The following is a 21,635-nucleotide window of genomic DNA, read 5'->3' on the forward strand; positions in this document are numbered from 1 at the left end:
TGCTGGAACAGAACCGACTTTCAGGTGCAAATCGTAACACACTCATTGCGGGAGGAATTATGGCAAACACTGCTGAGATATTCAATTTTCCAGTGCCGGATGCGGCACAAAAGGAGCCGCGCGTGGCAGATCTCGATGATGGTTATACGCGCATTGCAAATGAGTTGCTGGAAGCTGTGATGCTGGCCGGATTAACACAGCACCAGCTTCTGGTCTTCCTAGCTGTCATGCGCAAAACATATGGCTTTAATAAAAAACTGGATTGGGTGAGCAACGAGCAACTGTCCGAATTGACCGGGATATTGCCGCACAAATGTTCTGCTGCAAAAAGTGTTCTGGTAAAGCGTGGGATTCTTATTCAGAGCGGGCGGAATACCGGCATTAATAATGTGGTCAGTGAATGGTCAACATTACCCGAATCAGGTAAGAAAAATAAAGTTTACCTGAAAGAGGTAAATTTACCTGAATCAGGTAAAAAAAGTTTACCCAAATCAGGTAAAGACGTTTACCCGAATCAGGTAAACACAAAAGACAAACTAACAAAAGACAATATAAAACCTTTTTCGTCCGAGAATTCTGGCGAATCCTCTGACCAGCCAGAAAACGACCTTCCTGTGGAGAAACCAGATGCTGCAATTCAGAGCGGCAGCAGGTGGGGGACAGCAGAAGACCTGACCGCCGCAGAGTGGATGTTTGACATGGTGAAGACCATCGCGCCATCAGCCAGAAAACCGAATTTTGCAGGGTGGGCTAACGATATCCGCCTGATGCGTGAACGTGACGGACGTAACCACCGCGACATGTGCGTGCTGTTCCGCTGGGCATGCCAGGACAACTTCTGGTCCGGTAACGTGCTAAGTCCGGCCAAACTCCGCGACAAGTGGACCCAACTCGAAATCAACCGTAACAAGCAACAGGCAGGCGTGACAGCTAGCAAACCAAAACTCGACCTGACAAACACAGACTGGATTTACGGGGTGGATCTATGAAAAACATCGCCGCACAGATGACTAACTTTGACCGTGAGCAGATGCGTCGGATCGCCAACAACATGCCGGAACAGTACGACGAAAAGCCTCAGGTACAGCAGGTAGCGCAGATCATCAATGGTGTGTTCAGCCAGTTACTGGCAACTTTCCCGGCGAGCCTGGCTAACCGTGACCAGAATGAACTGAACGAAATCCGCCGCCAGTGGGTTCTGGCTTTCCGGGAAAACGGGATCACCACAATGGAACAGGTTAACGCTGGAATGCGCGTAGCCCGTCGGCAGAATCGACCATTTCTGCCATCACCCGGGCAGTTTGTTGCATGGTGCCGGGAAGAAGCATCCGTTATCGCCGGACTGCCAAACGTCAGCGAGCTGGTTGATATGGTTTACGAGTATTGCCGGAAGCGAGGCCTGTATCCGGATGCGGAGTCTTATCCGTGGAAATCAAACGCGCACTACTGGCTGGTTACCAACCTGTATCAGAACATGCGGGCCAATGCGCTTACTGATGCGGAATTACGCCGTAAGGCCGCAGATGAGCTTGTCCATATGACTGCGAGAATTAACCGTGGTGAGGCGATCCCTGAACCAGTAAAACAACTTCCTGTTATGGGCGGTAGACCTCTAAATCGTGCACAGGCTCTGGCGAAGATCGCAGAAATTAAAGCTAAGTTCGGACTGAAAGGAGCAAGTGTATGACGGGCAAAGAGGCAATTATTCATTACCTGGGGACGCATAAGAGCTTCTGTGCACAGGACGTTGCCGCGGTAACAGGCGCAACCGTAACCAGCATAAATCAGGCTGCGGCTAAAATGGCGCGGGCAGGAATCCTGGTCGTTGATGGTAAGGTCTGGCGAACGGTGTATTACCGGTTCGCTACCAGAGAAGAACGGGAAGGAAAGGTGAGCACGAATCTGATTTTTAAGGAGTGTCGCCAGAGTGCCGCGATGAAACGCTTATTGAGGGTATATAAAAGAACATCAATGGGTACACAATGATGAAACAGGTGAGTTGATTTCAAACTGTAGTACAATTCTCTCCAGTTTGAACAGGAAAGAATATGCTATGAACCCTTATATTTATCTTGGTGGTGCAATACTTGCAGAGGTCATTGGTACAACCTTAATGAAGTTTTCAGAAGGTTTTACACGGTTATGGCCATCTGTTGGTACAATTATTTGTTATTGTGCATCATTCTGGTTATTAGCTCAGACGCTGGCTTATATTCCTACAGGGATTGCTTATGCTATCTGGTCAGGAGTCGGTATTGTCCTGATTAGCTTACTGTCATGGGGATTTTTCGGCCAACGGCTGGACCTGCCAGCCATTATAGGCATGATGTTGATTTGTGCCGGTGTGTTGGTTATTAATTTATTGTCACGAAGCACACCACATTAAAAATAATTTGTTTCTAAACGACTAAAATATGGAGGCTCTTATATTTATATGAGCCTCGTTTTATGCTTTTTGTTAATGTCTTTATTTTTTTATGTATTCTTTTGTGCTTTCAAGATTATGGCGTAAGAAAATTGCAATACGATTATTGTTGTATATTCAAGATAATGTGACCTTAATTGTCTTTTTAAATAAAAATTAAACAAAAATTATATCTCACCACTAAGGTTTATAAAAGCATACGTTAGCAGGTGTCACCATGAAAAAAGCCATAGCATATATGCGATTTTCATCACCAGGTCAGATGTCTGGCGACTCATTAAACCGACAGAGAAGACTTATTGCTGAATGGTTAAAGGTAAATAGTGATTATTATCTTGATACCATAACATATGAAGATTTAGGATTAAGTGCATTCAAAGGAAAGCATGCACAATCAGGAGCTTTTTCGGAATTTTTAGATGCTATAGAGCATGGTTATATATTGCCAGGAACTACATTGTTAGTTGAAAGTCTGGACAGACTTTCAAGAGAAAAAGTCGGTGAAGCGATTGAGCGTCTGAAATTGATTTTGAATCACGGTATTGATGTTATAACTCTTTGCGATAATACAGTCTATAATATTGACTCTTTGAATGATCCATATTCATTAATAAAAGCCATACTTATAGCACAAAGGGCAAATGAAGAAAGCGAGATAAAGTCAAGTCGGGTTAAATTATCATGGAAGAAAAAACGGCAGGATGCACTGGAGTCAGGCACGATTATGACGGCGTCTTGTCCGAGATGGCTCTCCTTAGATGACAAAAGAACGGCTTTTGTTCCAGACCCCGACAGGGTGAAAACTATTGAGCTAATTTTTAAACTCAGGATGGAAAGGCGCTCATTGAATGCAATAGCCAAGTATTTAAATGATCATGCTGTAAAGAATTTCTCAGGAAAAGAAAGTGCATGGGGACCTTCTGTAATTGAAAAATTATTAGCGAATAAAGCTCTGATAGGTATATGCGTACCTTCATATCGTGCAAGAGGTAAAGGAATAAGTGAAATCGCTGGCTATTATCCCAGAGTCATATCAGATGATTTGTTTTACGCTGTGCAGGAAATTCGGTTGGCACCTTTTGGTATTAGCAATAGTAGCAAAAATCCTATGTTGATAAATCTACTTCGAACAGTTATGAAGTGCGAGGCTTGTGGTAATACCATGATTGTTCATGCGGTATCTGGAAGTTTGCATGGCTATTATGTTTGTCCGATGAGAAGACTGCATCGATGTGACAGGCCATCAATAAAGAGAGATTTGGTTGATTATAATATCATTAATGAGTTGCTTTTTAATTGTAGTAAAATCCAACCAGTTGAAAACAAGAAAGATGCTAATGAAACTTTAGAGTTGAAAATTATTGAGCTCCAGATGAAAATTAATAATTTAATTGCTGCATTATCTGTTGCGCCTGAAGTTACCGCTATAGCAGAAAAAATCAGAGTATTAGATAAGGAATTACGAAGGGCTTCTGTATCATTAAAAACTTTGAAGAGTAAAGCGGTGAGCTCACTTGGTGATTTTCATGCTATTGACTTAACCAGTAAAAATGGGCGAGAGCTATGTCGTACACTTGCCTATAAAACATTCGAAAAAATCATAATCAATACAGATAATAAAACCTGTGATATCTATTTTATGAATGGCATTGTTTTTAAACACTATCCTTTAATGAAAACAATATCCGCCCAGCAGGCGATAAGTACTCTCAAATATATGGTTGATGGTGAGGTTTATTTTTGAGTAATAATCACTTTTTCAACCGTGCTATAGTAAGAAAGTTAGGTAAGTACAATAAAATTATCTATCCTGAACGAAGCGTCCTGAGCCATGGTTTTACTATAGGGACTGCCAATGGATGCTAGCGTTCTCGTTCTAGCAGTTCAACAATCCCCAATCACAAAACAATTCACTGATAACGAACTTTGCACACTCGCCTGGTTATGGCGAGCAGGGAATGTGATGTTAATTGCCTACCAGAACGTTACTCATCTTCTTCAGGATGCGGAGCATGGTGAAGCTGGTCACTTCACTTCCATCGAGCAAGAATATCCCCAGATACTCAACAGAGCGCGAGCAATCCTCGTCCGAGAAACGGCACATGTAAAACTTCAGCCGTGGCAGGATGATAAGTGGAGTCGAGTATTGCCGTATTTGCGTCAAATCTGTTAGGAGTATAGCCGCCAGCCATGAGTGTTGTATTAAAACAAGGATGTCTATATATGGGATAGCGAGAGTATGAATATCAGTTATTTTGAGAGTTAACTGATTGTGAAATTAGTTTTTTTCACAAACGAGTGGGGTTACTATGATGAGTGTTCTAATGCATAGGGAACACCTAATTTTTTCAATGAATTCAAATTGATAGGATCAAAAATGGCACAACAGAGAACTACCTCCCTCAGATCCATACCTTTAGACTTAGATGTTAAGCAAGAGGCTGTCATTAACGGTATAGAAATGGGGGTACTCGATAACGGAATTCCGTACCTTACTCAGAATGGGTTGGCAAATGTTTGTGGTGTTCAGCGTTTGCGAATCAAGGAAATTACCGATGAGTGGGCTCAATCTGTTGAGAACGGTATTTTCAAAAAAGGAAGAATGACTTTTATTGGTACATATCTTCTTAATGAAGGTTTTACAGATGAAAAACTTTATATACCAATAATTCGAAATGGTGTTGAGTACCATGCTTATCCAGATGTTGTATGCATGGCTATACTTGAATACTATGCCTTTGAAGCAAAACAAGCAGAAAGTGAGACTGCAATTAGATCTTACAGAGAGCTTGCTAAAAAAGGCCTCAAGACATTTATATACGAGGCGCTAAAATATCAACCGGAGGACCCGTGGAGGCATTACCATGACAGAGTATCTTTATTAAAAGATAAGGGAACCATACCTGATGGGTATTTCATTATATTTAATGAAATTGCAGGTATGATGGTAGATCTCATCAATGCTGGATTAGCGATTAATCAGCATACCGTACCTGATGGCAGTGTTGGTTCTTGCTGGGCGCGTCACTGGAAAGCAAAGGGGTTAGCAACAGAATTTGGAGAAAGAGTAGACTGTGAGCATTATTACCCTGAAGATTTTCTTCAGGCAAGTTCCAATCCTCAGATCATTAATGCCTATCCTGATTCTGCATTGTCAGAGTTTCGTAGATGGTTTAAGCATGAATATTTAACCACAAAGTTCCCACCGTATATTCTTAAAAAATCAAACGTGCTTCCTGGTGGTACAGAAGATGCTAATCGTCTGATAGAAGCTTTCAAAAAATCAGAGCTAGAAAATAAACCATAATTGTTTTTTGGCTTTTGATTTTACATAATCATTTTGCCATAATCATGTCATCGGAGCCTGAACAACTCCGGTGACTTCTGCGCTAAACGGGGACGTTTATGCGCACATACAATCCAAACTCTCTTCTCCCTTCACAGATGCAGAGATGCACCTGCGATTTTTTGCATCCAGCGTTTGACCTCTGCGGAGGTGAAGCGTGAATCTCCCACAAGATGGCATCAAATTACATCGCGGTAACTTCACCGCTATCGGTCGGCAGATCCAGCCTTATCTGGAGGAGGGCAAATGCTTTCGCATGGTGCTTAAACCGTGGCGTGAGAAACGCAGTCTTTCCCAGAATGCACTCAGCCACATGTGGTACAGCGAAATCAGTGAATACCTCATCAACAGGGGTAAAACGTTCGCCACTCCAGCTTGGGTAAAAGATGCTCTCAAACACACATATCTCGGTTATGAAACCAAAGACCTGGTTGATGTCGTAACCGGTGATATCACCACTATCCAGTCGTTACGCCATACCTCCGATCTTGATACCGGAGAGATGTATGTCTTCCTGTGTAAGGTTGAAGCCTGGGCGGTGAATATTGGCTGCCACCTGACTATTCCGCAGAGCTGCGAGTTCCAGCTGCTCCGTGACAAGCAGGAGGCGTAATGGCTACACCGCTTATTCGTGTCATGAACGGACACATCTACAGAGTATCAAATCGTCGTAAGCGTAAGCCTGAGCCGAAGCCATCCGAAATACCAACACTGCTCGGATATACCGCTAGCCTGGTTGATAAAAAATGGTTGCGACTGGCAGCAAGGAGGAATCATGGCTGATTTGAGAAAAGCAGCGCGTGGTCGGGAATGCCAGGTAAGAATCCCTGGCGTATGTAATGGCAATTCTGAGACGTCTGTACTGGCACATATCCGGCTGGCTGGATTGTGCGGTACCGGTATCAAACCGCCAGACCTGATTGCCACCATTGCATGTTCTGCCTGCCACGACGAAATCGACCGCCGCACACATTTTGTCGATGCTGCATATGCAAAAGAATGCGCGCTGGAAGGTATGGCGAGAACACAGGTTATCTGGCTGAAAGAGGGGGTTATTAAGGCGTGAATACCTACAGTATCACATTACCCTGGCCTCCGAGCAATAATCGCTATTACCGCCATAATCGCGGGCGCACGCACGTCAGCGCAGAGGGGCAGGCATACCGCGATAACGTCGCCCGAATCATTAAAAACGCAATGCTGGATATCGGCCTGGCTATGCCTGTGAAAATCCGCATTGAGTGCCACATGCCGGATCGCCGTCGCCGTGACCTGGATAATCTGCAAAAAGCCGCTTTTGACGCACTCACTAAAGCAGGTTTCTGGCTGGATGATGCTCAGGTCGTTGATTACCGCGTTGTGAAGATGCCTGTTACCAAAGGTGGGAGGCTGGAACTGACCATCACCGAAATGGGGAATGAATGATGTTTGAGTTTAATATGGCAGAATTTCTTCGCCACCGCTGGGGGCGTCTGCGCTTATATCGTTTCCCCGGTTCTGTTTTGACCGATTACCGAATACTGAAGAATTACGCCAAAACCCTGACAGGAGCAGGAGTATGAAGTCAGAGATAACAATCAACTAATACTGTTTTGTTGATTTTTGCTTGTAATTGGCGTTCTGGTCTGATTTTTGTGGAGTAAGTTGATGCGTGATATTCAGATGGTTCTTGAGCGTTGGGGAGCGTGGGCGGCTAATAATCATGAAGATGTGACCTGGTCGTCCATTGCCGCCGGTTTTAAGGGATTAATTCCTTCAAAAGTAAAATCTCGCCCGCAATGTTGTGACGATGACGCGATGATCATTTGCGGGTGCATGGCCCGTCTGAAAAAGAACAACAGCGATTTGCACGATTTATTAGTAGATTATTATGTAGTCGGTATGACATTCATGTCACTGGCAGGTAAGCATTGCTGCTCTGATGGTTATATCGGGAAAAGGTTACAGAAGGCTGAGGGCATAATTGAAGGGATGTTAATGGCATTAGATATCCGGTTAGAGATGGATATCGTTGTTAATAACTCTAATTAATATGCCAATTGTTTACTAAAAATTATTAAAAATGGGGCGTTGCAACGCCCCCAAAAATAAAGGGTAATATATAACAGAAGGTTTATATAGTTAGAAGCAAGGTTGTGCTCCTAAAGGAAGTGGCTTGAGGGAGCCACTTATATGTTGGGGAGGCAAAGCCTCCCGCAACATATCTTTTTCGTAATCAGATTAGAACTGGTAAACCAGACCTACAGCAACGATGTCATCAGTGCTTACACCGAGTGCTTTAGTGAAGTCATTTTTGTCAAGCAGGTTGATTTTGTAATCAACGAAAGTAGACATATTTTTGTTGAAGTAATAGGTTGCACCTACATCAACATATTTGACTAAGTCCTGATCGCCCCATACTCCAAGATCCTTACCTTTAGATTGCAGGTAAGCAACGGACGGACGCAGACCGAAATCGAACTGATATTGTGCAACAGCTTCGAAGTTTTGAGCTTTATTAGCAACGAAGTGATCAGCAAATACAGTCATATTCTGGGTTTCAGAATAGGTAGTGGCCAGGTAAATGTTGTTAGCGTCATATTTCAGACCTGCGGCCCAAACTTCTGCATTTTTACCGGAAGCAAATACTTCAGGAAGAACTTTCCCTGCATTAACTTGAGTGTCGGTACGATCAGATTTCGCATAAGTTGCACCGATACCGAACCCTTCGTATTCATAGGTAGCAGAGAAACCGAAGCCATCACCGTTACCTTCGGTGTAGTTATCGAAATCGCTACGATCGTTTTTGCCTTGGTACTGAGCAGCAAAGTTCAGACCATCAACCAGACCAAAGAAGTCGTTGTTACGATAGGTTGCAACACCAGTGGTGCGACCAGTCATGAACACATCTGTTTGGGTCCAGGTATCGCCACCGAATTCTGGCAGAACGTCAGTCCACGCACCGATGTCGTATGCTACACCGTAGTTACGGCCGTAATCGATTGAGCCGTAGTCACCGAATTTCAGGCCTGCAAATGCAAGACGGGTTTTGTCTTTGGAGGAACCTTGAGATTCAGCGCGGTTGCCTTTGAATTCATATTCCCACTGACCGAAACCAGTCAGCTGATCGTTGATTTGGGTTTCGCCTTTGAAGCCCAGACGAACATAAGTAGTATCACCATCATCTGCATCGTTAGAGGAAAAGTAGTGCTTGGCATTAACTTTCCCGTACAGATCCAGCTTGTTACTGTCTTTATTATAAATTTCAGCTGCCTGAGCAGACATCGCCATCAGTACTGATGCAGCTACAGCAGAAATTGCCACTGTTAATTTTTTCATCGTGAGCCCTTTTTTTTGAACTATTATTAAAAAATGATGTCACTGCGCGATAAATATTCATCTAATCAATGTGATTATTTCAAGATGTAAGTTTTAGTTTCTCATTTAATTTGTGAAGTAGATCTCTATTTTTATCTGAACTTTTTCTATCGAAACCTATTTATGGCTCTTATTTGAACAAAAATAAACCTATTAGCTAATTTATATTAATGGCTGTTATTTATGGGGGTTCTATAATTCGGTGGTTTAATTTAAATTAACTAAAAATAACGCTGGAAATTATTTATTGGTTATTTGTTGAGGTTTTCTTATGTATTTGTGGTGGTGTTTTGAACACTCGGTAGCATTCTCATAAATATCATTCAGTGGTTTACGTACGTAAAAAATTGGTTATGCTGTTAAGAGTGGTTACTTCGTCACACAGCTTAAACCCGCCGTCGAGCTGGTTTTTCCATTTTTTGAGTCTCGATATTAGCTGATAACTCAATACCTGAGTTATTCACTGACTCCGAGTCTGTTACGTTTCTGCTTTTTTGCGATACGTTGTATTCCCTCAATTTACACCCGCTTTGTCTGCGAGGTGGGGTTATGAAATCCATGGATAAGTTAACAACGGGTGTCGCCTATGGCACCTCAGCAGGTAGTGCCGGTTACTGGTTTTTACAGCTGCTCGATAAAGTCACGCCCTCACAGTGGGCAGCAATAGGTGTGCTGGGTAGCCTGGTATTTGGCCTGCTGACGTACCTGACAAACCTTTATTTCAAGATTAAAGAAGATAAGCGCAAGGCTGCGAGAGGTGAATAATGCCTCCATCATTACGAAAAGCCGTTGCTGCTGCTATTGGTGGCGGAGCAATTGCTATAGCATCAGTGTTAATCACTGGCCCAAGTGGTAACGATGGTCTGGAAGGTGTCAGCTACATACCATACAAAGATATTGTTGGTGTATGGACTGTATGTCACGGGCATACAGGAAAAGACATCATGCTCGGTAAAACGTATACCAAAGCAGAATGCAAAGCCCTCCTGAATAAAGACCTTGCCACGGTCGCCAGACAAATTAACCCGTACATCAAAGTCGATATACCGGAAACAATGCGCGGCGCTCTTTACTCATTCGTTTACAACGTGGGTGCTGGCAATTTCAGAACATCGACGCTTCTTCGCAAAATAAACCAGGGCGATATCAAAGGCGCATGTGATCAGCTACGTCGCTGGACATATGCTGGCGGTAAGCAATGGAAAGGTCTCATGACTCGTCGTGAGATTGAGCGTGAAATCTGTTTGTGGGGTCAGCAATGAACAGAGTAACCGCGATTATCTCCGCTCTGGTTATCTGCATCATCGTCTGCCTGTCATGGGCTGTTAATCATTACCGTGATAACGCCATTACCTACAAAGCCCAGCGCGACAAAAATGCCAGAGAACTGAAGCTGGCGAACGCGGCAATTACTGACATGCAGATGCGTCAGCGTGATGTTGCTGCGCTCGATGCAAAATACACGAAGGAGTTAGCTGATGCGAAAGCTGAAAATGATGCTCTGCGTGATGATGTTGCCGCTGGTCGTCGTCGGTTGCACATCAAAGCAGTCTGTCAGTCAGTGCGTGAAGCCACCACCGCCTCCGGCGTGGATAATGCAGCCTCCCCCCGACTGGCAGACACCGCTGAACGGGATTATTTCACCCTCAGAGAGAGGCTGATCACTATGCAAAAACAACTGGAAGGAACCCAGAAGTATATTAATGAGCAGTGCAGATAGAGCTGCCCATATCGATGGGCAACTCATGCAATTATTGTGAGCAATACACACGCGCTTCCAGCGGAGTATAAATGCCTAAAGTAATAAAACCGAGCAATCCATTTACGAATGTTTGCTGGGTTTCTGTTTTAACAACATTTTCTGCGCCGCCACAAATTTTGGCTGCATCAACAGTTTTCTCCTGTCCAATTCCCGAAACGAAGAAGTGATGGGTGATGGTTTCCTTTGGTGTTACTGCTGTCGGTTTGTTTCCAACAGTAAACGTCTGTTGAGCACATCCTGTAATAAGCATTGCCAGAGCGGCAGAAAACAACATTTTTTTCATCTTATTATCCTGCATTGTTAAAAACGGCAGAATCCTATGTGACAACAATTAAACGATAGTTAAATGGATTGATGAAAATTAAAACTATATAGGTGGATGCTCAGCCTATTGGAGGAGGGGGGCACTCAGAATCCTGTGGAATGAAATAAACCGCTCTTTCTGTCCATTACCCTTTTAGCTGCGCTGTATCGTCGCCGTATTCCCGCATTAACCATGACCGTAGCCCGACGGGGAATTCCTTCTGCGTGAGTGTGCGGGAATAATCAAAAACGATGCACACCGGGTTTTACTGTGCTGACAGACGCAGGGTTACCCTCATAGTCGCTTTTCCGGTGCGATGGTGGAAGAAACCGGGATGTTTATTCATCATCACTTTGGATTGATGTATATGCTCTCTTTTCTGACGTTAGTCTCCGACGGTAGGCTTCAATGACCCAGGCTGAGAAATTCCCAGACCCTTTTTGCTCAAGAGCGATGTTAATTTGTTCAATCATTTGGTTAGGAAAGCGGATGTTGCGGGTTGTTGTTCTGCGGGTTCTGTTCTTAGTTGACATGAGGTTGCCCCGTATTCAGTGTCGCTGATTTGTATTGTCTGAAGTTGTTTTTACGTTAAGTTGATGCAGATCAATTAATACGATACCTGCGTCATAATTGATTATTTGACGTGGTTTGATGGCGTAGATGCACGTTGTGATATGTAGATGATAATTATTATCATTTTTCGGGTCCTTTCCGGCGATCCGACAGGTTACGGGGCGGCGACCTCGCGGGTTTTCGCTATTTATGAAAATTTTCCGGTTTAAGGCGTTTCCGTTCTTCTTCGTCGTAACTTAATGTTTTTATTTAAAATACCCCCTGAAAAGAAAGGAAACGACAGGTGCTGAAAACGAACTTTTGGGCCTTTGTCGTTTCCTTTCTCTGTTTTTGGCCGTGGAATGAACAATGGAAGTCAACAAAAAGCAGCTGGCTGACATTTTCGGTGCGAGTATCCGTACCATTCAGAACTGGCAGGAACAGGGAATGCCCGTTCTGCGAGGCGGTGGCAAGGGTAATGAGGTGCTTTATGACTCTGCCGCCGTCATAAAATGGTATGCCGAAAGGGATGCTGAAATTGAGAACGAAAAGCTGCGCCGGGAGGTTGAAGAACTGCGGCAGGCCAGCGAGGCAGATCTCCAGCCAGGAACTATTGAGTACGAACGCCATCGACTTACGCGTGCGCAGGCCGACGCACAGGAACTGAAGAATGCCAGAGACTCCGCTGAAGTGGTGGAAACCGCATTCTGTACTTTCGTGTTGTCGCGGATCGCAGGTGAAATTGCCAGTATTCTCGACGGGCTCCCCCTGTCGGTGCAGCGGCGTTTTCCGGAACTGGAAAACCGACATGTTGATTTCCTGAAACGGGATATCATCAAAGCCATGAACAAAGCAGCCGCGCTGGATGAACTGATACCGGGGTTGCTGAGTGAATATATCGAACAGTCAGGTTAACAGGCTGCGGCATTTTGTCCGCGCCGGGCTTCGCTCACTGTTCAGGCCGGAGCCACAGACCGCCGTTGAATGGGCGGATGCTAATTACTATCTCCCGAAAGAATCCGCATACCAGGAAGGGCGCTGGGAAACACTGCCCTTTCAGCGGGCCATCATGAATGCGATGGGCAGCGACTACATCCGTGAGGTGAATGTGGTGAAGTCTGCCCGTGTCGGTTATTCCAAAATGCTGCTGGGTGTTTATGCCTACTTTATAGAGCATAAGCAGCGCAACACCCTTATCTGGTTGCCGACGGATGGTGATGCCGAGAACTTTATGAAAACCCACGTTGAGCCGACCATCCGCGATATTCCGTCGCTGCTGGCGCTGGCTCCGTGGTATGGCAAAAAGCACCGGGATAACACGCTCACTATGAAGCGTTTTTCCAATGGTCGTGGCTTCTGGTGCCTGGGCGGTAAAGCGGCAAAAAACTACCGTGAAAAGTCGGTGGATGTGGCGGGTTATGATGAACTTGCTGCCTTTGATGAGGATATTGAACAGGAAGGCTCTCCGACGTTCCTTGGCGACAAACGTATTGAAGGCTCGGTCTGGCCAAAGTCCATCCGTGGCTCCACGCCCAAAGTGAGAGGCACCTGCCAGATTGAGCGTGCAGCCAGTGAATCCCTGCATTTTATGCGTTTTCATGTTGCCTGCCCGCATTGCGGGGAGGAGCAGTATCTTAAATTTGGCGACAAAGAGACGCCGTTTGGCCTCAAATGGACGCCGGATGACCCCTCCAGCGTGTTTTATCTCTGCGAGCATAATGCCTGCGTCATCCGCCAGCAGGAGCTGGACTTTACTGATGCCCGTTATATCTGCGAAAAGACCGGGATCTGGACCCGTGATGGCATTCTCTGGTTTTCGTCATCCGGTGAAGAGATTGAGCCACCTGACAGTGTGACCTTTCACATCTGGACAGCGTACAGCCCGTTCACCACCTGGGTGCAGATTGTCAAAGACTGGATGAAAACGAAAGGGGATACGGGAAAACGTAAAACCTTCGTAAACACCACGCTCGGTGAGACGTGGGAGGCGAAAATTGGCGAACGTCCGGATGCTGAAGTGATGGCAGAGCGGAAAGAGCATTATTCAGCGCCCGTTCCTGACCGTGTGGCTTACCTGACCGCCGGTATCGACTCCCAGCTGGACCGCTACGAAATGCGCGTATGGGGATGGGGGCCGGGTGAGGAAAGCTGGCTGATTGACCGGCAGATTATTATGGGCCGCCACGACGATGAACAGACGCTGCTGCGTGTGGATGAGGCCATCAATAAAACCTATACCCGCCGGAATGGTGCAGAAATGTCGATATCCCGTATCTGCTGGGATACTGGCGGGATTGACCCGACCATTGTGTATGAACGCTCGAAAAAACATGGGCTGTTCCGGGTGATCCCCATTAAAGGGGCATCCGTCTACGGAAAGCCGGTGGCCAGCATGCCACGTAAGCGAAACAAAAACGGGGTTTACCTTACCGAAATCGGTACGGATACCGCGAAAGAGCAGATTTATAACCGCTTCACACTGACGCCGGAAGGGGATGAACCGCTTCCCGGTGCCGTTCACTTCCCGAATAACCCGGATATTTTTGATCTGACCGAAGCGCAGCAGCTGACTGCTGAAGAGCAGGTCGAAAAATGGGTGGATGGCAGGAAAAAAATACTGTGGGACAGCAAAAAGCGACGCAATGAGGCACTCGACTGCTTCGTTTATGCGCTGGCGGCGCTGCGCATCAGTATTTCCCGCTGGCAGCTGGATCTCAGTGCGCTGCTGGCGAGCCTGCAGGAAGAGGATGGTGCAGCAACCAACAAGAAAACACTGGCAGATTACGCCCGTGCCTTATCCGGAGAGGATGAATGACGCGACAGGAAGAACTTGCCGCTGCCCGTGCGGCACTGCATGACCTGATGACAGGTAAACGGGTGGCAACAGTACAGAAAGACGGACGAAGGGTGGAGTTTACGGCCACTTCCGTGTCTGACCTGAAAAAATATATTGCAGAGCTGGAAGTGCAGACCGGCATGACACAGCGACGCAGGGGACCTGCAGGATTTTATGTATGAAAACGCCCACCATTCCCACCCTTCTGGGGCCGGACGGCATGACATCGCTGCGCGAATATGCCGGTTATCACGGCGGTGGCAGCGGATTTGGAGGGCAGTTGCGGTCGTGGAACCCACCGAGTGAAAGTGTGGATGCAGCCCTGTTGCCCAACTTTACCCGTGGCAATGCCCGCGCAGACGATCTGGTACGCAATAACGGCTATGCCGCCAACGCCATCCAGCTGCATCAGGATCATATCGTCGGGTCTTTTTTCCGGCTCAGTCATCGCCCAAGCTGGCGCTATCTGGGCATCGGGGAGGAAGAAGCCCGTGCCTTTTCCCGCGAGGTTGAAGCGGCATGGAAAGAGTTTGCCGAGGATGACTGCTGCTGCATTGACGTTGAGCGAAAACGCACGTTTACCATGATGATTCGGGAAGGTGTGGCCATGCACGCCTTTAACGGTGAACTGTTCGTTCAGGCCACCTGGGATACCAGTTCGTCGCGGCTTTTCCGGACACAGTTCCGGATGGTCAGCCCGAAGCGCATCAGCAACCCGAACAATACCGGCGACAGCCGGAACTGCCGTGCCGGTGTGCAGATTAATGACAGCGGTGCGGCGCTGGGATATTACGTCAGCGAGGACGGGTATCCTGGCTGGATGCCGCAGAAATGGACATGGATACCCCGTGAGTTACCCGGCGGGCGCGCCTCGTTCATTCACGTTTTTGAACCCGTGGAGGACGGGCAGACTCGCGGTGCAAATGTGTTTTACAGCGTGATGGAGCAGATGAAGATGCTCGACACGCTGCAGAACACGCAGCTGCAGAGCGCCATTGTGAAGGCGATGTATGCCGCCACCATTGAGAGTGAGCTGGATACGCAGTCAGCGATGGATTTTATTCTGGGCGCGAACAGTCAGGAGCAGCGGGAAAGGCTGACCGGCTGGATTGGTGAAATTGCCGCGTATTACGCCGCAGCGCCGGTCCGGCTGGGAGGCGCAAAAGTACCGCACCTGATGCCGGGTGACTCACTGAACCTGCAGACGGCTCAGGATACGGATAACGGCTACTCCGTGTTTGAGCAGTCACTGCTGCGGTATATCGCTGCCGGGCTGGGTGTCTCGTATGAGCAGCTTTCCCGGAATTACGCCCAGATGAGCTACTCCACGGCACGGGCCAGTGCGAACGAGTCGTGGGCGTACTTTATGGGGCGGCGAAAATTCGTCGCATCCCGTCAGGCGAGCCAGATGTTTCTGTGCTGGCTGGAAGAGGCCATCGTTCGCCGCGTGGTGACGTTACCTTCAAAAGCGCGCTTCAGTTTTCAGGAAGCCCGCAGTGCCTGGGGGAACTGCGACTGGATAGGCTCCGGTCGTATGGCCATCGATGGTCTGAAAGAAGTTCAGGAAGCGGTGATGCTGATAGAAGCCGGACTGAGTACCTACGAGAAAGAGTGCGCAAAACGCGGTGACGACTATCAGGAAATTTTTGTCCAGCAGGTCCGTGAAACGATGGAGCGCCGTGCAGCCGGTCTTAAACCGCCCGCCTGGGCGGCTGCAGCATTTGAATCCGGGCTGCGACAATCAACAGAGGAGGAGAAGAGTGACAGCAGAGCTGCGTAATCTCCCGCATATTGCCAGCATGGCCTTTAATGAGCCGCTGATGCTTGAACCCGCCTATGCGCGGGTTTTCTTTTGTGCGCTTGCAGGCCAGCTTGGGATCAGCCGCCTGACGGATGCGGTGTCCGGCGACAGCCTGACTGCCCAGGAGGCACTCGCGACGCTGGCATTATCCGGTGATGATGACGGACCACGACAGGCCCGCAGTTATCAGGTCATGAACGGCATCGCCGTGCTGCCGGTGTCCGGCACGCTGGTCAGCCGGACGCGGGCGCTGCAGCCGTACTCGGGGATGACCGGTTACAACGGCATTATCGCCCGTCTGCAACAGGCTGCCAGCGATCCGATGGTGGACGGCATTCTGCTCGATATGGACACGCCCGGCGGGATGGTGGCGGGGGCATTTGACTGCGCTGACATCATCGCCCGTGTGCGTGACATAAAACCGGTATGGGCGCTTGCCAACGACATGAACTGCAGTGCAGGTCAGTTGCTTGCCAGTGCCGCCTCCCGGCGTCTGGTCACGCAGACCGCCCGGACAGGCTCCATCGGCGTCATGATGGCTCACAGTAATTACGGTGCTGCGCTGGAGAAACAGGGTGTGGAAATCACGCTGATTTACAGCGGCAGCCATAAGGTGGATGGCAACCCCTACAGCCATCTTCCGGATGACGTCCGGGAGACACTGCAGTCCCGGATGGACGCAACCCGCCGGATGTTTGCGCAGAAGGTGTCGGCATATACCGGCCTGTCCGTGCAGGCTGTGCTGGATACCGAGGCTGCAGTGTACAGCGGTCAGGAGGCCATTGATGCCGGACTGGCTGATGAACTTGTTAACAGCACCGATGCGATCACCGTCATGCGTGATGCACTGGATGCACGTAAATCCCGTCTCTCAGGAGGGCGAATGACCAAAGAGACTCAATCAACAACTGTTTCAGCCACTGCTTCGCAGGCTGACGTTACTGACGTGGTGCCAGCGACGGAGGGCGAGAACGCCAGCGCGGCGCAGCCGGACGTGAACGCGCAGATCACCGCAGCGGTTGCGGCAGAAAACAGCCGCATTATGGGGATCCTCAACTGTGAGGAGGCTCACGGACGCGAAGAACAGGCACGCGTGCTGGCAGAAACCCCCGGTATGACCGTGAAAACGGCCCGCCGCATTCTGGCCGCAGCACCACAGAGTGCACAGGCGCGCAGTGACACTGCGCTGGATCGTCTGATGCAGGGGGCACCGGCACCGCTGGCTGCAGGTAACCCGGCATCTGATGCCGTTAACGATTTGCTGAACACACCAGTGTAAGGGATGTTTATGACGAGCAAAGAAACCTTTACCCATTACCAGCCGCAGGGCAACAGTGACCCGGCTCATACCGCAACCGCGCCCGGCGGATTGAGTGCGAAAGCGCCTGCAATGACCCCGCTGATGCTGGACACCTCCAGCCGTAAGCTGGTTGCGTGGGATGGCACCACCGACGGTGCTGCCGTTGGCATTCTTGCGGTTGCTGCTGACCAGACCAGCACCACGCTGACGTTCTACAAGTCCGGCACGTTCCGTTATGAGGATGTGCTCTGGCCGGAGGCTGCCAGCGACGAGACGAAAAAACGGACCGCGTTTGCCGGAACGGCAATCAGCATCGTTTAACTTTACCCTTCATCACTAAAGGCCGCCTGTGCGGCTTTTTTTACGGGATTTTTTTATGTCGATGTACACAACCGCCCAACTGCTGGCGGCAAATGAGCAGAAATTTAAGTTTGATCCGCTGTTTCTGCGTCTCTTTTTCCGTGAGAGCTATCCCTTCACCACGGAGAAAGTCTATCTCTCACAAATTCCGGGACTGGTAAACATGGCGCTGTACGTTTCGCCGATTGTTTCCGGTGAGGTTATCCGTTCCCGTGGCGGCTCCACCTCTGAATTTACGCCGGGATATGTCAAGCCGAAGCATGAAGTGAATCCGCAGATGACCCTGCGTCGCCTGCCGGATGAAGATCCGCAGAATCTGGCGGACCCGGCTTACCGCCGCCGTCGCATCATCATGCAGAACATGCGTGACGAAGAGCTGGCTATTGCTCAGGTCGAAGAGATGCAGGCAGTTTCTGCCGTGCTTAAGGGCAAATACACCATGACCGGTGAAGCCTTCGATCCGGTTGAGGTGGATATGGGCCGCAGTGAGGAGAATAACATCACGCAGTCCGGCGGCACGGAGTGGAGCAAGCGTGACAAGTCCACGTATGACCCGACCGACGATATCGAAGCCTACGCGCTGAACGCCAGCGGTGTGGTGAATATCATCGTGTTCGATCCGAAAGGCTGGGCGCTGTTCCGTTCCTTCAAAGCCGTCAAGGAGAAGCTGGATACCCGTCGTGGCTCTCATTCCGAGCTGGAGACAGCGGTGAAAGACCTGGGTAAAGCGGTGTCCTATAAGGGGATGTATGGCGATGTGGCCATCGTCGTGTATTCCGGACAGTACGTGGAAAACGGCGTCAAAAAGAACTTCCTGCCGGACAACACGATGGTGCTGGGGAACACTCAGGCACGCGGTCTGCGCACCTATGGCTGCATTCAGGATGCGGACGCACAGCGCGAAGGCATTAACGCCTCTGCCCGTTACCCGAAAAACTGGGTGACCACCGGCGATCCGGCGCGTGAGTTCACCATGATTCAGTCAGCACCGCTGATGCTGCTGGCTGACCCTGATGAGTTCGTGTCCGTACAACTGGCGTAATCATGGCCCTTCGGGGCCATTGTTTCTCTGTGGAGGAGTCCATGACGAAAGATGAACTGATTGCCCGTCTCCGCTCGCTGGGTGAACAACTGAACCGTGATGTCAGCCTGACGGGGACGAAAGAAGAACTGGCGCTCCGTGTGGCAGAGCTGGAAGAGGAGCTTGATGACACGGATGAAACTGCCGGTCAGGACACCCCTCTCAGCCGGGAAAATGTGCTGACCGGACATGAAAATGAGGTGGGATCAGCGCAGCCGGATACCGTGATTCTGGATACGTCTGAACTGGTCACGGTCGTGGCACTGGTGAAGCTGCATACTGATGCACTTCACGCCACGCGGGATGAACCTGTGGCATTTGTGCTGCCGGGAACGGCGTTTCGTGTCTCTGCCGGTGTGGCAGCCGAAATGACAGAGCGCGGCCTGGCCAGAATGCAATAACGGGAGGCGTTGTGGCTGATTTCGATAACCTGTTCGATGCTGCCATTGCCCGCGCCGATGAAACGATACGCGGGTACATGGGAACGTCAGCCACCATGACATCCGGTGAGCAGTCAGGTGCGGTGATACGTGGTGTTTTTGATGACCCTGAAAATATCAGCTATGCCGGACAGGGCGTGCGCGTTGAAGGCTCCAGCCCGTCCCTGTTTGTCCGGACTGATGAGGTGCGGCAGCTGCGGCGTGGAGACACGCTGACCATCGGTGAGGAAAATTTCTGGGTAGATCGGGTTTCGCCGGATGATGGCGGAAGTTGTCATCTCTGGCTTGGACGGGGCGTACCGCCTGCCGTTAACCGTCGCCGCTGAAAGGGGGATGTATGGCCATAAAAGGTCTTGAGCAGGCCGTTGAAAACCTCAGCCGTATCAGCAAAACGGCGGTGCCTGGTGCCGCCGCAATGGCCATTAACCGCGTTGCTTCATCCGCGATATCGCAGTCGGCGTCACAGGTTGCCCGTGAGACAAAGGTACGCCGGAAACTGGTAAAGGAAAGGGCCAGGCTGAAAAGGGCCACGGTCAAAAATCCGCAGGCCAGAATCAAGGTTAACCGGGGGGATTTGCCCGTAATCAGGCTGGGTAATGCGCGGGTTGTCCTTTCGCGCCGCAGGCGTCGTAAAAAGGGGCAGCGTTCAGCCCTGAAAGGTGGCGGCAGCGTGCTTGTGGTGGGTAACCGTCGTATTCCCGGCGCGTTTATTCAGCAACTGAAAAATGGCCGGTGGCATGTTATGCAGCGTGTGGCCGGGAAAAACCGTTACCCCATTGATGTGGTGAAAATCCCGATGGCGGTGCCGCTGACCACGGCGTTTAAACAAAATATTGAGCGGATACGGCGTGAACGTCTTCCGAAAGAGCTGGGCTATGCGCTGCAGCATCAACTGAGGATGGTAATAAAGCGATGAAACATACTGAACTCCGTGCAGCCGTACTGGATGCACTGGAGAAGCATGACACCGGGGCGACGTTTTTTGATGGTCGCCCCGCTGTTTTTGATGAGGCGGATTTTCCGGCAGTTGCCGTTTATCTCACCGGCGCTGAATACACGGGCGAAGAGCTGGACAGCGATACCTGGCAGGCGGAGCTGCATATCGAAGTTTTCCTGCCTGCTCAGGTGCCGGATTCAGAGCTGGATTCGTGGATGGAGTCCCGGATTTATCCGGTGATGAGCGATATCCCGGCACTGTCAGATTTGCTCACCAGTATGGTGGCCAGTGGCTATGACTACCGGCGCGACGATGATGCGGGCCTGTGGAGTTCTGCCGATCTGACTTATGTCATTACCTATGAAATGTGAGGACGATATGCCTGTACCAAATCCAGCAATACCGGTGAAAGGTGCCGGGACCACCCTGTGGGTTTATAACGGGAGCGGCGACCCTTATGCGAACCCGCTTTCAGACGTTGACTGGTCGCGTCTGGCTAAAGTTAAAGACCTGACGCCCGGCGAACTGACCGCTGAGTCCTATGACGACAGTTATCTCGATGATGAAGATGCGGACTGGACCGCGACCGGGCAGGGGCAGAAATCCGCCGGAGATACCAGCTTCACGCTGGCGTGGATGCCCGGAGAGCAGGGGCAGCAGGCGCTGCTGGCGTGGTTTAATGAAGGTGATACCCGTGCCTATAAAATCCGCTTCCCGAACGGCACGGTCGATGTGTTCCGTGGCTGGGTCAGCAGTATCGGTAAGGCGGTGACGGCGAAGGAAGTGATCACCCGTACGGTGAAGGTCACCAATGTGGGCCGTCCGTCAATGGCAGAAGATCGCAGCACGGTAACAGCGGCAACCGGTATGACCGTGACGCCTGCCAGCTCCTCGGTGGTGAAAGGGCAGAGCACCACGCTGACCGTGGCATTCCAGCCGGAGGGCGCAACTGACAAGAGCTTCCGTGCGGTGTCAGCGGATAAAACAAAAGCCACCGTGTCGGTCAGTGGTATGACCATCACCGTGAAAGGCGTTGCTGCAGGTAAGGTCAACATTCCGGTTTTATCCGGTAATGGTGAACTTGCTGCGGTTGCAGAAATCACTGTCACCGACAGTTAATCCGGAGAGTCAGCG

General features: G+C 49.4%; 32 protein-coding genes and 1 pseudogene. 30 read left to right on the top strand and 3 right to left on the bottom strand.

The features are described 5' to 3' along the window. Nucleotides 1-59: 59 nt before the first annotated feature. The 15 genes and pseudogenes from QUE74_RS03235 (at nucleotide 60) to quuD (ending at nucleotide 7,802) form a co-directional block, all read left to right on the top strand. The gene (locus QUE74_RS03235) at nucleotides 60-989 is read left to right on the top strand and encodes a replication protein (protein ID WP_001605262.1); all 930 of its coding nucleotides are present in this window, start codon (nucleotides 60-62) and stop codon (nucleotides 987-989) included. After that, nucleotides 986-1,687 (top strand): replication protein P, encoded by a 702-nt coding sequence (locus QUE74_RS03240; RefSeq protein ID WP_001605263.1) that lies wholly within the window; start codon nucleotides 986-988, stop codon nucleotides 1,685-1,687. Before QUE74_RS03235 ends, QUE74_RS03240 begins: the two co-directional genes overlap by 4 nt. Further along, nucleotides 1,684-1,986, top strand: a complete 303-nt coding sequence (locus QUE74_RS03245; protein WP_000145912.1) for a protein ren — start codon at nucleotides 1,684-1,686, stop codon at nucleotides 1,984-1,986. The genes QUE74_RS03240 and QUE74_RS03245 overlap by 4 nt, the downstream gene beginning before the upstream one ends. Nucleotides 1,987-2,053: 67 nt before the next feature. After that, nucleotides 2,054-2,386: a multidrug efflux SMR transporter EmrE gene (emrE, locus tag QUE74_RS03250; protein WP_001070442.1), complete on the top strand. Its 333-nt coding sequence runs from the start codon at nucleotides 2,054-2,056 to the stop codon at nucleotides 2,384-2,386. Between the two features lie 48 nt (nucleotides 2,387-2,434). Beyond that, nucleotides 2,435-2,585: pseudogene (ylcJ, locus tag QUE74_RS03255) on the top strand (protein YlcJ). 57 nt (nucleotides 2,586-2,642) lie between these two features. Beyond that, the gene (locus tag QUE74_RS03260; RefSeq protein ID WP_000709069.1) at nucleotides 2,643-4,169 is read left to right on the top strand and encodes a recombinase family protein; all 1,527 of its coding nucleotides are present in this window, start codon (nucleotides 2,643-2,645) and stop codon (nucleotides 4,167-4,169) included. A 111-nt stretch (nucleotides 4,170-4,280) separates the two neighbouring features. Beyond that, nucleotides 4,281-4,598, top strand: a complete 318-nt coding sequence (locus tag QUE74_RS03265; protein ID WP_024165508.1) for a P22AR C-terminal domain-containing protein — start codon at nucleotides 4,281-4,283, stop codon at nucleotides 4,596-4,598. 204 nt (nucleotides 4,599-4,802) lie between these two features. Continuing rightward, nucleotides 4,803-5,732, top strand: coding sequence for a BstA C-terminal domain-containing protein (locus QUE74_RS03270; protein ID WP_000068668.1), 930 nt, complete (start codon nucleotides 4,803-4,805; stop codon nucleotides 5,730-5,732). A 98-nt stretch (nucleotides 5,733-5,830) separates the two neighbouring features. After that, the gene (locus QUE74_RS03275; protein WP_001309322.1) at nucleotides 5,831-5,932 is read left to right on the top strand and encodes a hypothetical protein; all 102 of its coding nucleotides are present in this window, start codon (nucleotides 5,831-5,833) and stop codon (nucleotides 5,930-5,932) included. Next, a complete protein-coding gene (gene ybcN, locus QUE74_RS03280; protein WP_001053033.1) occupies nucleotides 5,929-6,384 on the top strand; it encodes a DNA base-flipping protein YbcN in 456 nt (151 codons plus the stop codon). Before QUE74_RS03275 ends, ybcN begins: the two co-directional genes overlap by 4 nt. Next, nucleotides 6,384-6,554, top strand: coding sequence for a NinE family protein (locus QUE74_RS03285; protein WP_000224919.1), 171 nt, complete (start codon nucleotides 6,384-6,386; stop codon nucleotides 6,552-6,554). Before ybcN ends, QUE74_RS03285 begins: the two co-directional genes overlap by 1 nt. Next, nucleotides 6,547-6,837, top strand: a complete 291-nt coding sequence (locus tag QUE74_RS03290) for a DUF1364 domain-containing protein (protein ID WP_000774488.1) — start codon at nucleotides 6,547-6,549, stop codon at nucleotides 6,835-6,837. Before QUE74_RS03285 ends, QUE74_RS03290 begins: the two co-directional genes overlap by 8 nt. Beyond that, complete coding sequence (gene rusA / locus QUE74_RS03295; RefSeq protein WP_001099712.1) at nucleotides 6,834-7,196, top strand: crossover junction endodeoxyribonuclease RusA; 363 nt, start codon at nucleotides 6,834-6,836, stop codon at nucleotides 7,194-7,196. Before QUE74_RS03290 ends, rusA begins: the two co-directional genes overlap by 4 nt. Beyond that, nucleotides 7,193-7,333, top strand: coding sequence for a YlcG family protein (locus QUE74_RS03300; protein ID WP_032139865.1), 141 nt, complete (start codon nucleotides 7,193-7,195; stop codon nucleotides 7,331-7,333). The genes rusA and QUE74_RS03300 overlap by 4 nt, the downstream gene beginning before the upstream one ends. Before the next feature lie 85 nt (nucleotides 7,334-7,418). Beyond that, nucleotides 7,419-7,802, top strand: a complete 384-nt coding sequence (gene quuD / locus QUE74_RS03305) for an antitermination protein QuuD (RefSeq protein ID WP_001204780.1) — start codon at nucleotides 7,419-7,421, stop codon at nucleotides 7,800-7,802. A gap of 189 nt (nucleotides 7,803-7,991) precedes the next feature. On the opposite strand, the gene QUE74_RS03310 is transcribed toward quuD, so the two are convergent. Further along, the gene (locus tag QUE74_RS03310) at nucleotides 7,992-9,089 is read right to left on the bottom strand and encodes a porin (RefSeq protein ID WP_000737283.1); all 1,098 of its coding nucleotides are present in this window, start codon (nucleotides 9,087-9,089) and stop codon (nucleotides 7,992-7,994) included. 588 nt (nucleotides 9,090-9,677) lie between these two features. Here QUE74_RS03310 and essD point away from each other — a divergent pair. The 3 genes from essD to rzpD are packed head-to-tail and all read left to right on the top strand — an operon-like array spanning nucleotide 9,678 to nucleotide 10,848. Further along, nucleotides 9,678-9,893 (top strand): phage lysis protein EssD, encoded by a 216-nt coding sequence (essD, locus tag QUE74_RS03315; RefSeq protein ID WP_000839596.1) that lies wholly within the window; start codon nucleotides 9,678-9,680, stop codon nucleotides 9,891-9,893. Further along, on the top strand, nucleotides 9,893-10,390 hold the full coding sequence (gene rrrD / locus QUE74_RS03320; protein ID WP_001135277.1) for a lysozyme RrrD: 498 nt from the start codon (nucleotides 9,893-9,895) through the stop codon (nucleotides 10,388-10,390). The genes essD and rrrD overlap by 1 nt, the downstream gene beginning before the upstream one ends. Beyond that, nucleotides 10,387-10,848: a prophage endopeptidase RzpD gene (gene rzpD, locus QUE74_RS29545; RefSeq protein ID WP_001082739.1), complete on the top strand. Its 462-nt coding sequence runs from the start codon at nucleotides 10,387-10,389 to the stop codon at nucleotides 10,846-10,848. Before rrrD ends, rzpD begins: the two co-directional genes overlap by 4 nt. A 31-nt stretch (nucleotides 10,849-10,879) precedes the next feature. Here the strand turns inward: rzpD and iss are convergent, their stop codons facing one another. Together iss and QUE74_RS03335 are read right to left on the bottom strand one after the other, a co-directional pair. After that, complete coding sequence (gene iss / locus QUE74_RS03330; protein WP_000738423.1) at nucleotides 10,880-11,173, bottom strand: increased serum survival lipoprotein Iss; 294 nt, start codon at nucleotides 11,171-11,173, stop codon at nucleotides 10,880-10,882. Nucleotides 11,174-11,532: 359 nt separating this feature from the next. Then, a complete protein-coding gene (locus QUE74_RS03335; protein WP_264714694.1) occupies nucleotides 11,533-11,727 on the bottom strand; it encodes a YlcI/YnfO family protein in 195 nt (64 codons plus the stop codon). Nucleotides 11,728-12,115: 388 nt separating this feature from the next. Here QUE74_RS03335 and QUE74_RS03340 point away from each other — a divergent pair, with 388 nt between their 5' ends. From QUE74_RS03340 to QUE74_RS03395, 12 genes are read left to right on the top strand one after another with little or no spacing between them, the layout of a single operon-like run. Further along, complete coding sequence (locus tag QUE74_RS03340; protein ID WP_000453580.1) at nucleotides 12,116-12,661, top strand: DNA-packaging protein; 546 nt, start codon at nucleotides 12,116-12,118, stop codon at nucleotides 12,659-12,661. Then, a complete protein-coding gene (locus QUE74_RS03345; protein ID WP_097493970.1) occupies nucleotides 12,636-14,561 on the top strand; it encodes a phage terminase large subunit family protein in 1,926 nt (641 codons plus the stop codon). Before QUE74_RS03340 ends, QUE74_RS03345 begins: the two co-directional genes overlap by 26 nt. Next, entirely contained in the window at nucleotides 14,558-14,764 is a 207-nt protein-coding gene (locus QUE74_RS03350; protein WP_000198149.1) for a phage head-tail joining protein, read from the top strand. The genes QUE74_RS03345 and QUE74_RS03350 overlap by 4 nt, the downstream gene beginning before the upstream one ends. After that, nucleotides 14,761-16,362: a phage portal protein gene (locus QUE74_RS03355; protein ID WP_001297098.1), complete on the top strand. Its 1,602-nt coding sequence runs from the start codon at nucleotides 14,761-14,763 to the stop codon at nucleotides 16,360-16,362. Before QUE74_RS03350 ends, QUE74_RS03355 begins: the two co-directional genes overlap by 4 nt. Beyond that, nucleotides 16,343-17,662, top strand: coding sequence for a S49 family peptidase (locus QUE74_RS03360; RefSeq protein WP_000123319.1), 1,320 nt, complete (start codon nucleotides 16,343-16,345; stop codon nucleotides 17,660-17,662). Before QUE74_RS03355 ends, QUE74_RS03360 begins: the two co-directional genes overlap by 20 nt. A gap of 9 nt (nucleotides 17,663-17,671) precedes the next feature. Next, nucleotides 17,672-18,004 (top strand): head decoration protein, encoded by a 333-nt coding sequence (locus tag QUE74_RS03365; protein WP_001297109.1) that lies wholly within the window; start codon nucleotides 17,672-17,674, stop codon nucleotides 18,002-18,004. Between the two features lie 55 nt (nucleotides 18,005-18,059). Further along, a complete protein-coding gene (locus QUE74_RS03370) occupies nucleotides 18,060-19,085 on the top strand; it encodes a major capsid protein (RefSeq protein WP_000063277.1) in 1,026 nt (341 codons plus the stop codon). A 41-nt stretch (nucleotides 19,086-19,126) separates the two neighbouring features. After that, nucleotides 19,127-19,525, top strand: coding sequence for a DNA-packaging protein FI (locus QUE74_RS03375; RefSeq protein ID WP_000158905.1), 399 nt, complete (start codon nucleotides 19,127-19,129; stop codon nucleotides 19,523-19,525). 11 nt (nucleotides 19,526-19,536) lie between these two features. Further along, nucleotides 19,537-19,890, top strand: coding sequence for a head-tail joining protein (locus QUE74_RS03380; protein WP_000753007.1), 354 nt, complete (start codon nucleotides 19,537-19,539; stop codon nucleotides 19,888-19,890). An 11-nt stretch (nucleotides 19,891-19,901) separates the two neighbouring features. Beyond that, nucleotides 19,902-20,480 carry a phage tail protein gene (locus tag QUE74_RS03385; protein ID WP_001541219.1) on the top strand — a complete coding sequence of 193 codons (579 nt, stop codon included), beginning with the start codon at nucleotides 19,902-19,904 and terminating at the stop codon, nucleotides 20,478-20,480. Then, nucleotides 20,477-20,872, top strand: coding sequence for a phage minor tail U family protein (locus QUE74_RS03390; RefSeq protein WP_000683113.1), 396 nt, complete (start codon nucleotides 20,477-20,479; stop codon nucleotides 20,870-20,872). The genes QUE74_RS03385 and QUE74_RS03390 overlap by 4 nt, the downstream gene beginning before the upstream one ends. 7 nt (nucleotides 20,873-20,879) lie before the next feature. Next, nucleotides 20,880-21,620, top strand: a complete 741-nt coding sequence (locus tag QUE74_RS03395; RefSeq protein WP_001360639.1) for a phage tail protein — start codon at nucleotides 20,880-20,882, stop codon at nucleotides 21,618-21,620. Nucleotides 21,621-21,635 lie beyond the last annotated feature (15 nt).

Origin of the sequence: Escherichia sp. 10290, assembly GCF_030295155.1 — a bacterium.
GTDB lineage: Bacteria > Pseudomonadota > Gammaproteobacteria > Enterobacterales > Enterobacteriaceae > Escherichia > Escherichia coli_F.

Bases quoted from the DNA above. Each gene is read 5' to 3' on its own strand.
- emrE (WP_001070442.1), top strand. From the start codon at position 2,054: ATGAACCCTTATATTTATCTTGGTGGTGCAATACTTGCAGAGGTCATT.
- QUE74_RS03350 (WP_000198149.1), top strand. From the start codon at position 14,558: ATGACGCGACAGGAAGAACTTGCCGCTGCCCGTGCGGCACTGCATGAC.
- QUE74_RS03235 (WP_001605262.1), top strand. From the start codon at position 60: ATGGCAAACACTGCTGAGATATTCAATTTTCCAGTGCCGGATGCGGCA.
- rrrD (WP_001135277.1), top strand. From the start codon at position 9,893: ATGCCTCCATCATTACGAAAAGCCGTTGCTGCTGCTATTGGTGGCGGA.
- QUE74_RS03375 (WP_000158905.1), top strand. From the start codon at position 19,127: ATGACGAAAGATGAACTGATTGCCCGTCTCCGCTCGCTGGGTGAACAA.
- QUE74_RS03390 (WP_000683113.1), top strand. From the start codon at position 20,477: ATGAAACATACTGAACTCCGTGCAGCCGTACTGGATGCACTGGAGAAG.
- QUE74_RS03335 (WP_264714694.1), bottom strand. From the start codon at position 11,727: ATGTCAACTAAGAACAGAACCCGCAGAACAACAACCCGCAACATCCGC.
- QUE74_RS03260 (WP_000709069.1), top strand. From the start codon at position 2,643: ATGAAAAAAGCCATAGCATATATGCGATTTTCATCACCAGGTCAGATG.
- essD (WP_000839596.1), top strand. From the start codon at position 9,678: ATGAAATCCATGGATAAGTTAACAACGGGTGTCGCCTATGGCACCTCA.
- QUE74_RS03245 (WP_000145912.1), top strand. From the start codon at position 1,684: ATGACGGGCAAAGAGGCAATTATTCATTACCTGGGGACGCATAAGAGC.
- rzpD (WP_001082739.1), top strand. From the start codon at position 10,387: ATGAACAGAGTAACCGCGATTATCTCCGCTCTGGTTATCTGCATCATC.
- QUE74_RS03290 (WP_000774488.1), top strand. From the start codon at position 6,547: ATGGCTGATTTGAGAAAAGCAGCGCGTGGTCGGGAATGCCAGGTAAGA.
- QUE74_RS03395 (WP_001360639.1), top strand. From the start codon at position 20,880: ATGCCTGTACCAAATCCAGCAATACCGGTGAAAGGTGCCGGGACCACC.
- iss (WP_000738423.1), bottom strand. From the start codon at position 11,173: ATGAAAAAAATGTTGTTTTCTGCCGCTCTGGCAATGCTTATTACAGGA.
- QUE74_RS03355 (WP_001297098.1), top strand. From the start codon at position 14,761: ATGAAAACGCCCACCATTCCCACCCTTCTGGGGCCGGACGGCATGACA.
- QUE74_RS03285 (WP_000224919.1), top strand. From the start codon at position 6,384: ATGGCTACACCGCTTATTCGTGTCATGAACGGACACATCTACAGAGTA.
- QUE74_RS03300 (WP_032139865.1), top strand. From the start codon at position 7,193: ATGATGTTTGAGTTTAATATGGCAGAATTTCTTCGCCACCGCTGGGGG.
- QUE74_RS03385 (WP_001541219.1), top strand. From the start codon at position 19,902: ATGGCCATAAAAGGTCTTGAGCAGGCCGTTGAAAACCTCAGCCGTATC.
- QUE74_RS03340 (WP_000453580.1), top strand. From the start codon at position 12,116: ATGGAAGTCAACAAAAAGCAGCTGGCTGACATTTTCGGTGCGAGTATC.
- quuD (WP_001204780.1), top strand. From the start codon at position 7,419: ATGCGTGATATTCAGATGGTTCTTGAGCGTTGGGGAGCGTGGGCGGCT.
- QUE74_RS03240 (WP_001605263.1), top strand. From the start codon at position 986: ATGAAAAACATCGCCGCACAGATGACTAACTTTGACCGTGAGCAGATG.
- QUE74_RS03275 (WP_001309322.1), top strand. From the start codon at position 5,831: ATGCGCACATACAATCCAAACTCTCTTCTCCCTTCACAGATGCAGAGA.
- QUE74_RS03265 (WP_024165508.1), top strand. From the start codon at position 4,281: ATGGATGCTAGCGTTCTCGTTCTAGCAGTTCAACAATCCCCAATCACA.
- QUE74_RS03270 (WP_000068668.1), top strand. From the start codon at position 4,803: ATGGCACAACAGAGAACTACCTCCCTCAGATCCATACCTTTAGACTTA.
- QUE74_RS03365 (WP_001297109.1), top strand. From the start codon at position 17,672: ATGACGAGCAAAGAAACCTTTACCCATTACCAGCCGCAGGGCAACAGT.
- QUE74_RS03370 (WP_000063277.1), top strand. From the start codon at position 18,060: ATGTCGATGTACACAACCGCCCAACTGCTGGCGGCAAATGAGCAGAAA.
- QUE74_RS03310 (WP_000737283.1), bottom strand. From the start codon at position 9,089: ATGAAAAAATTAACAGTGGCAATTTCTGCTGTAGCTGCATCAGTACTG.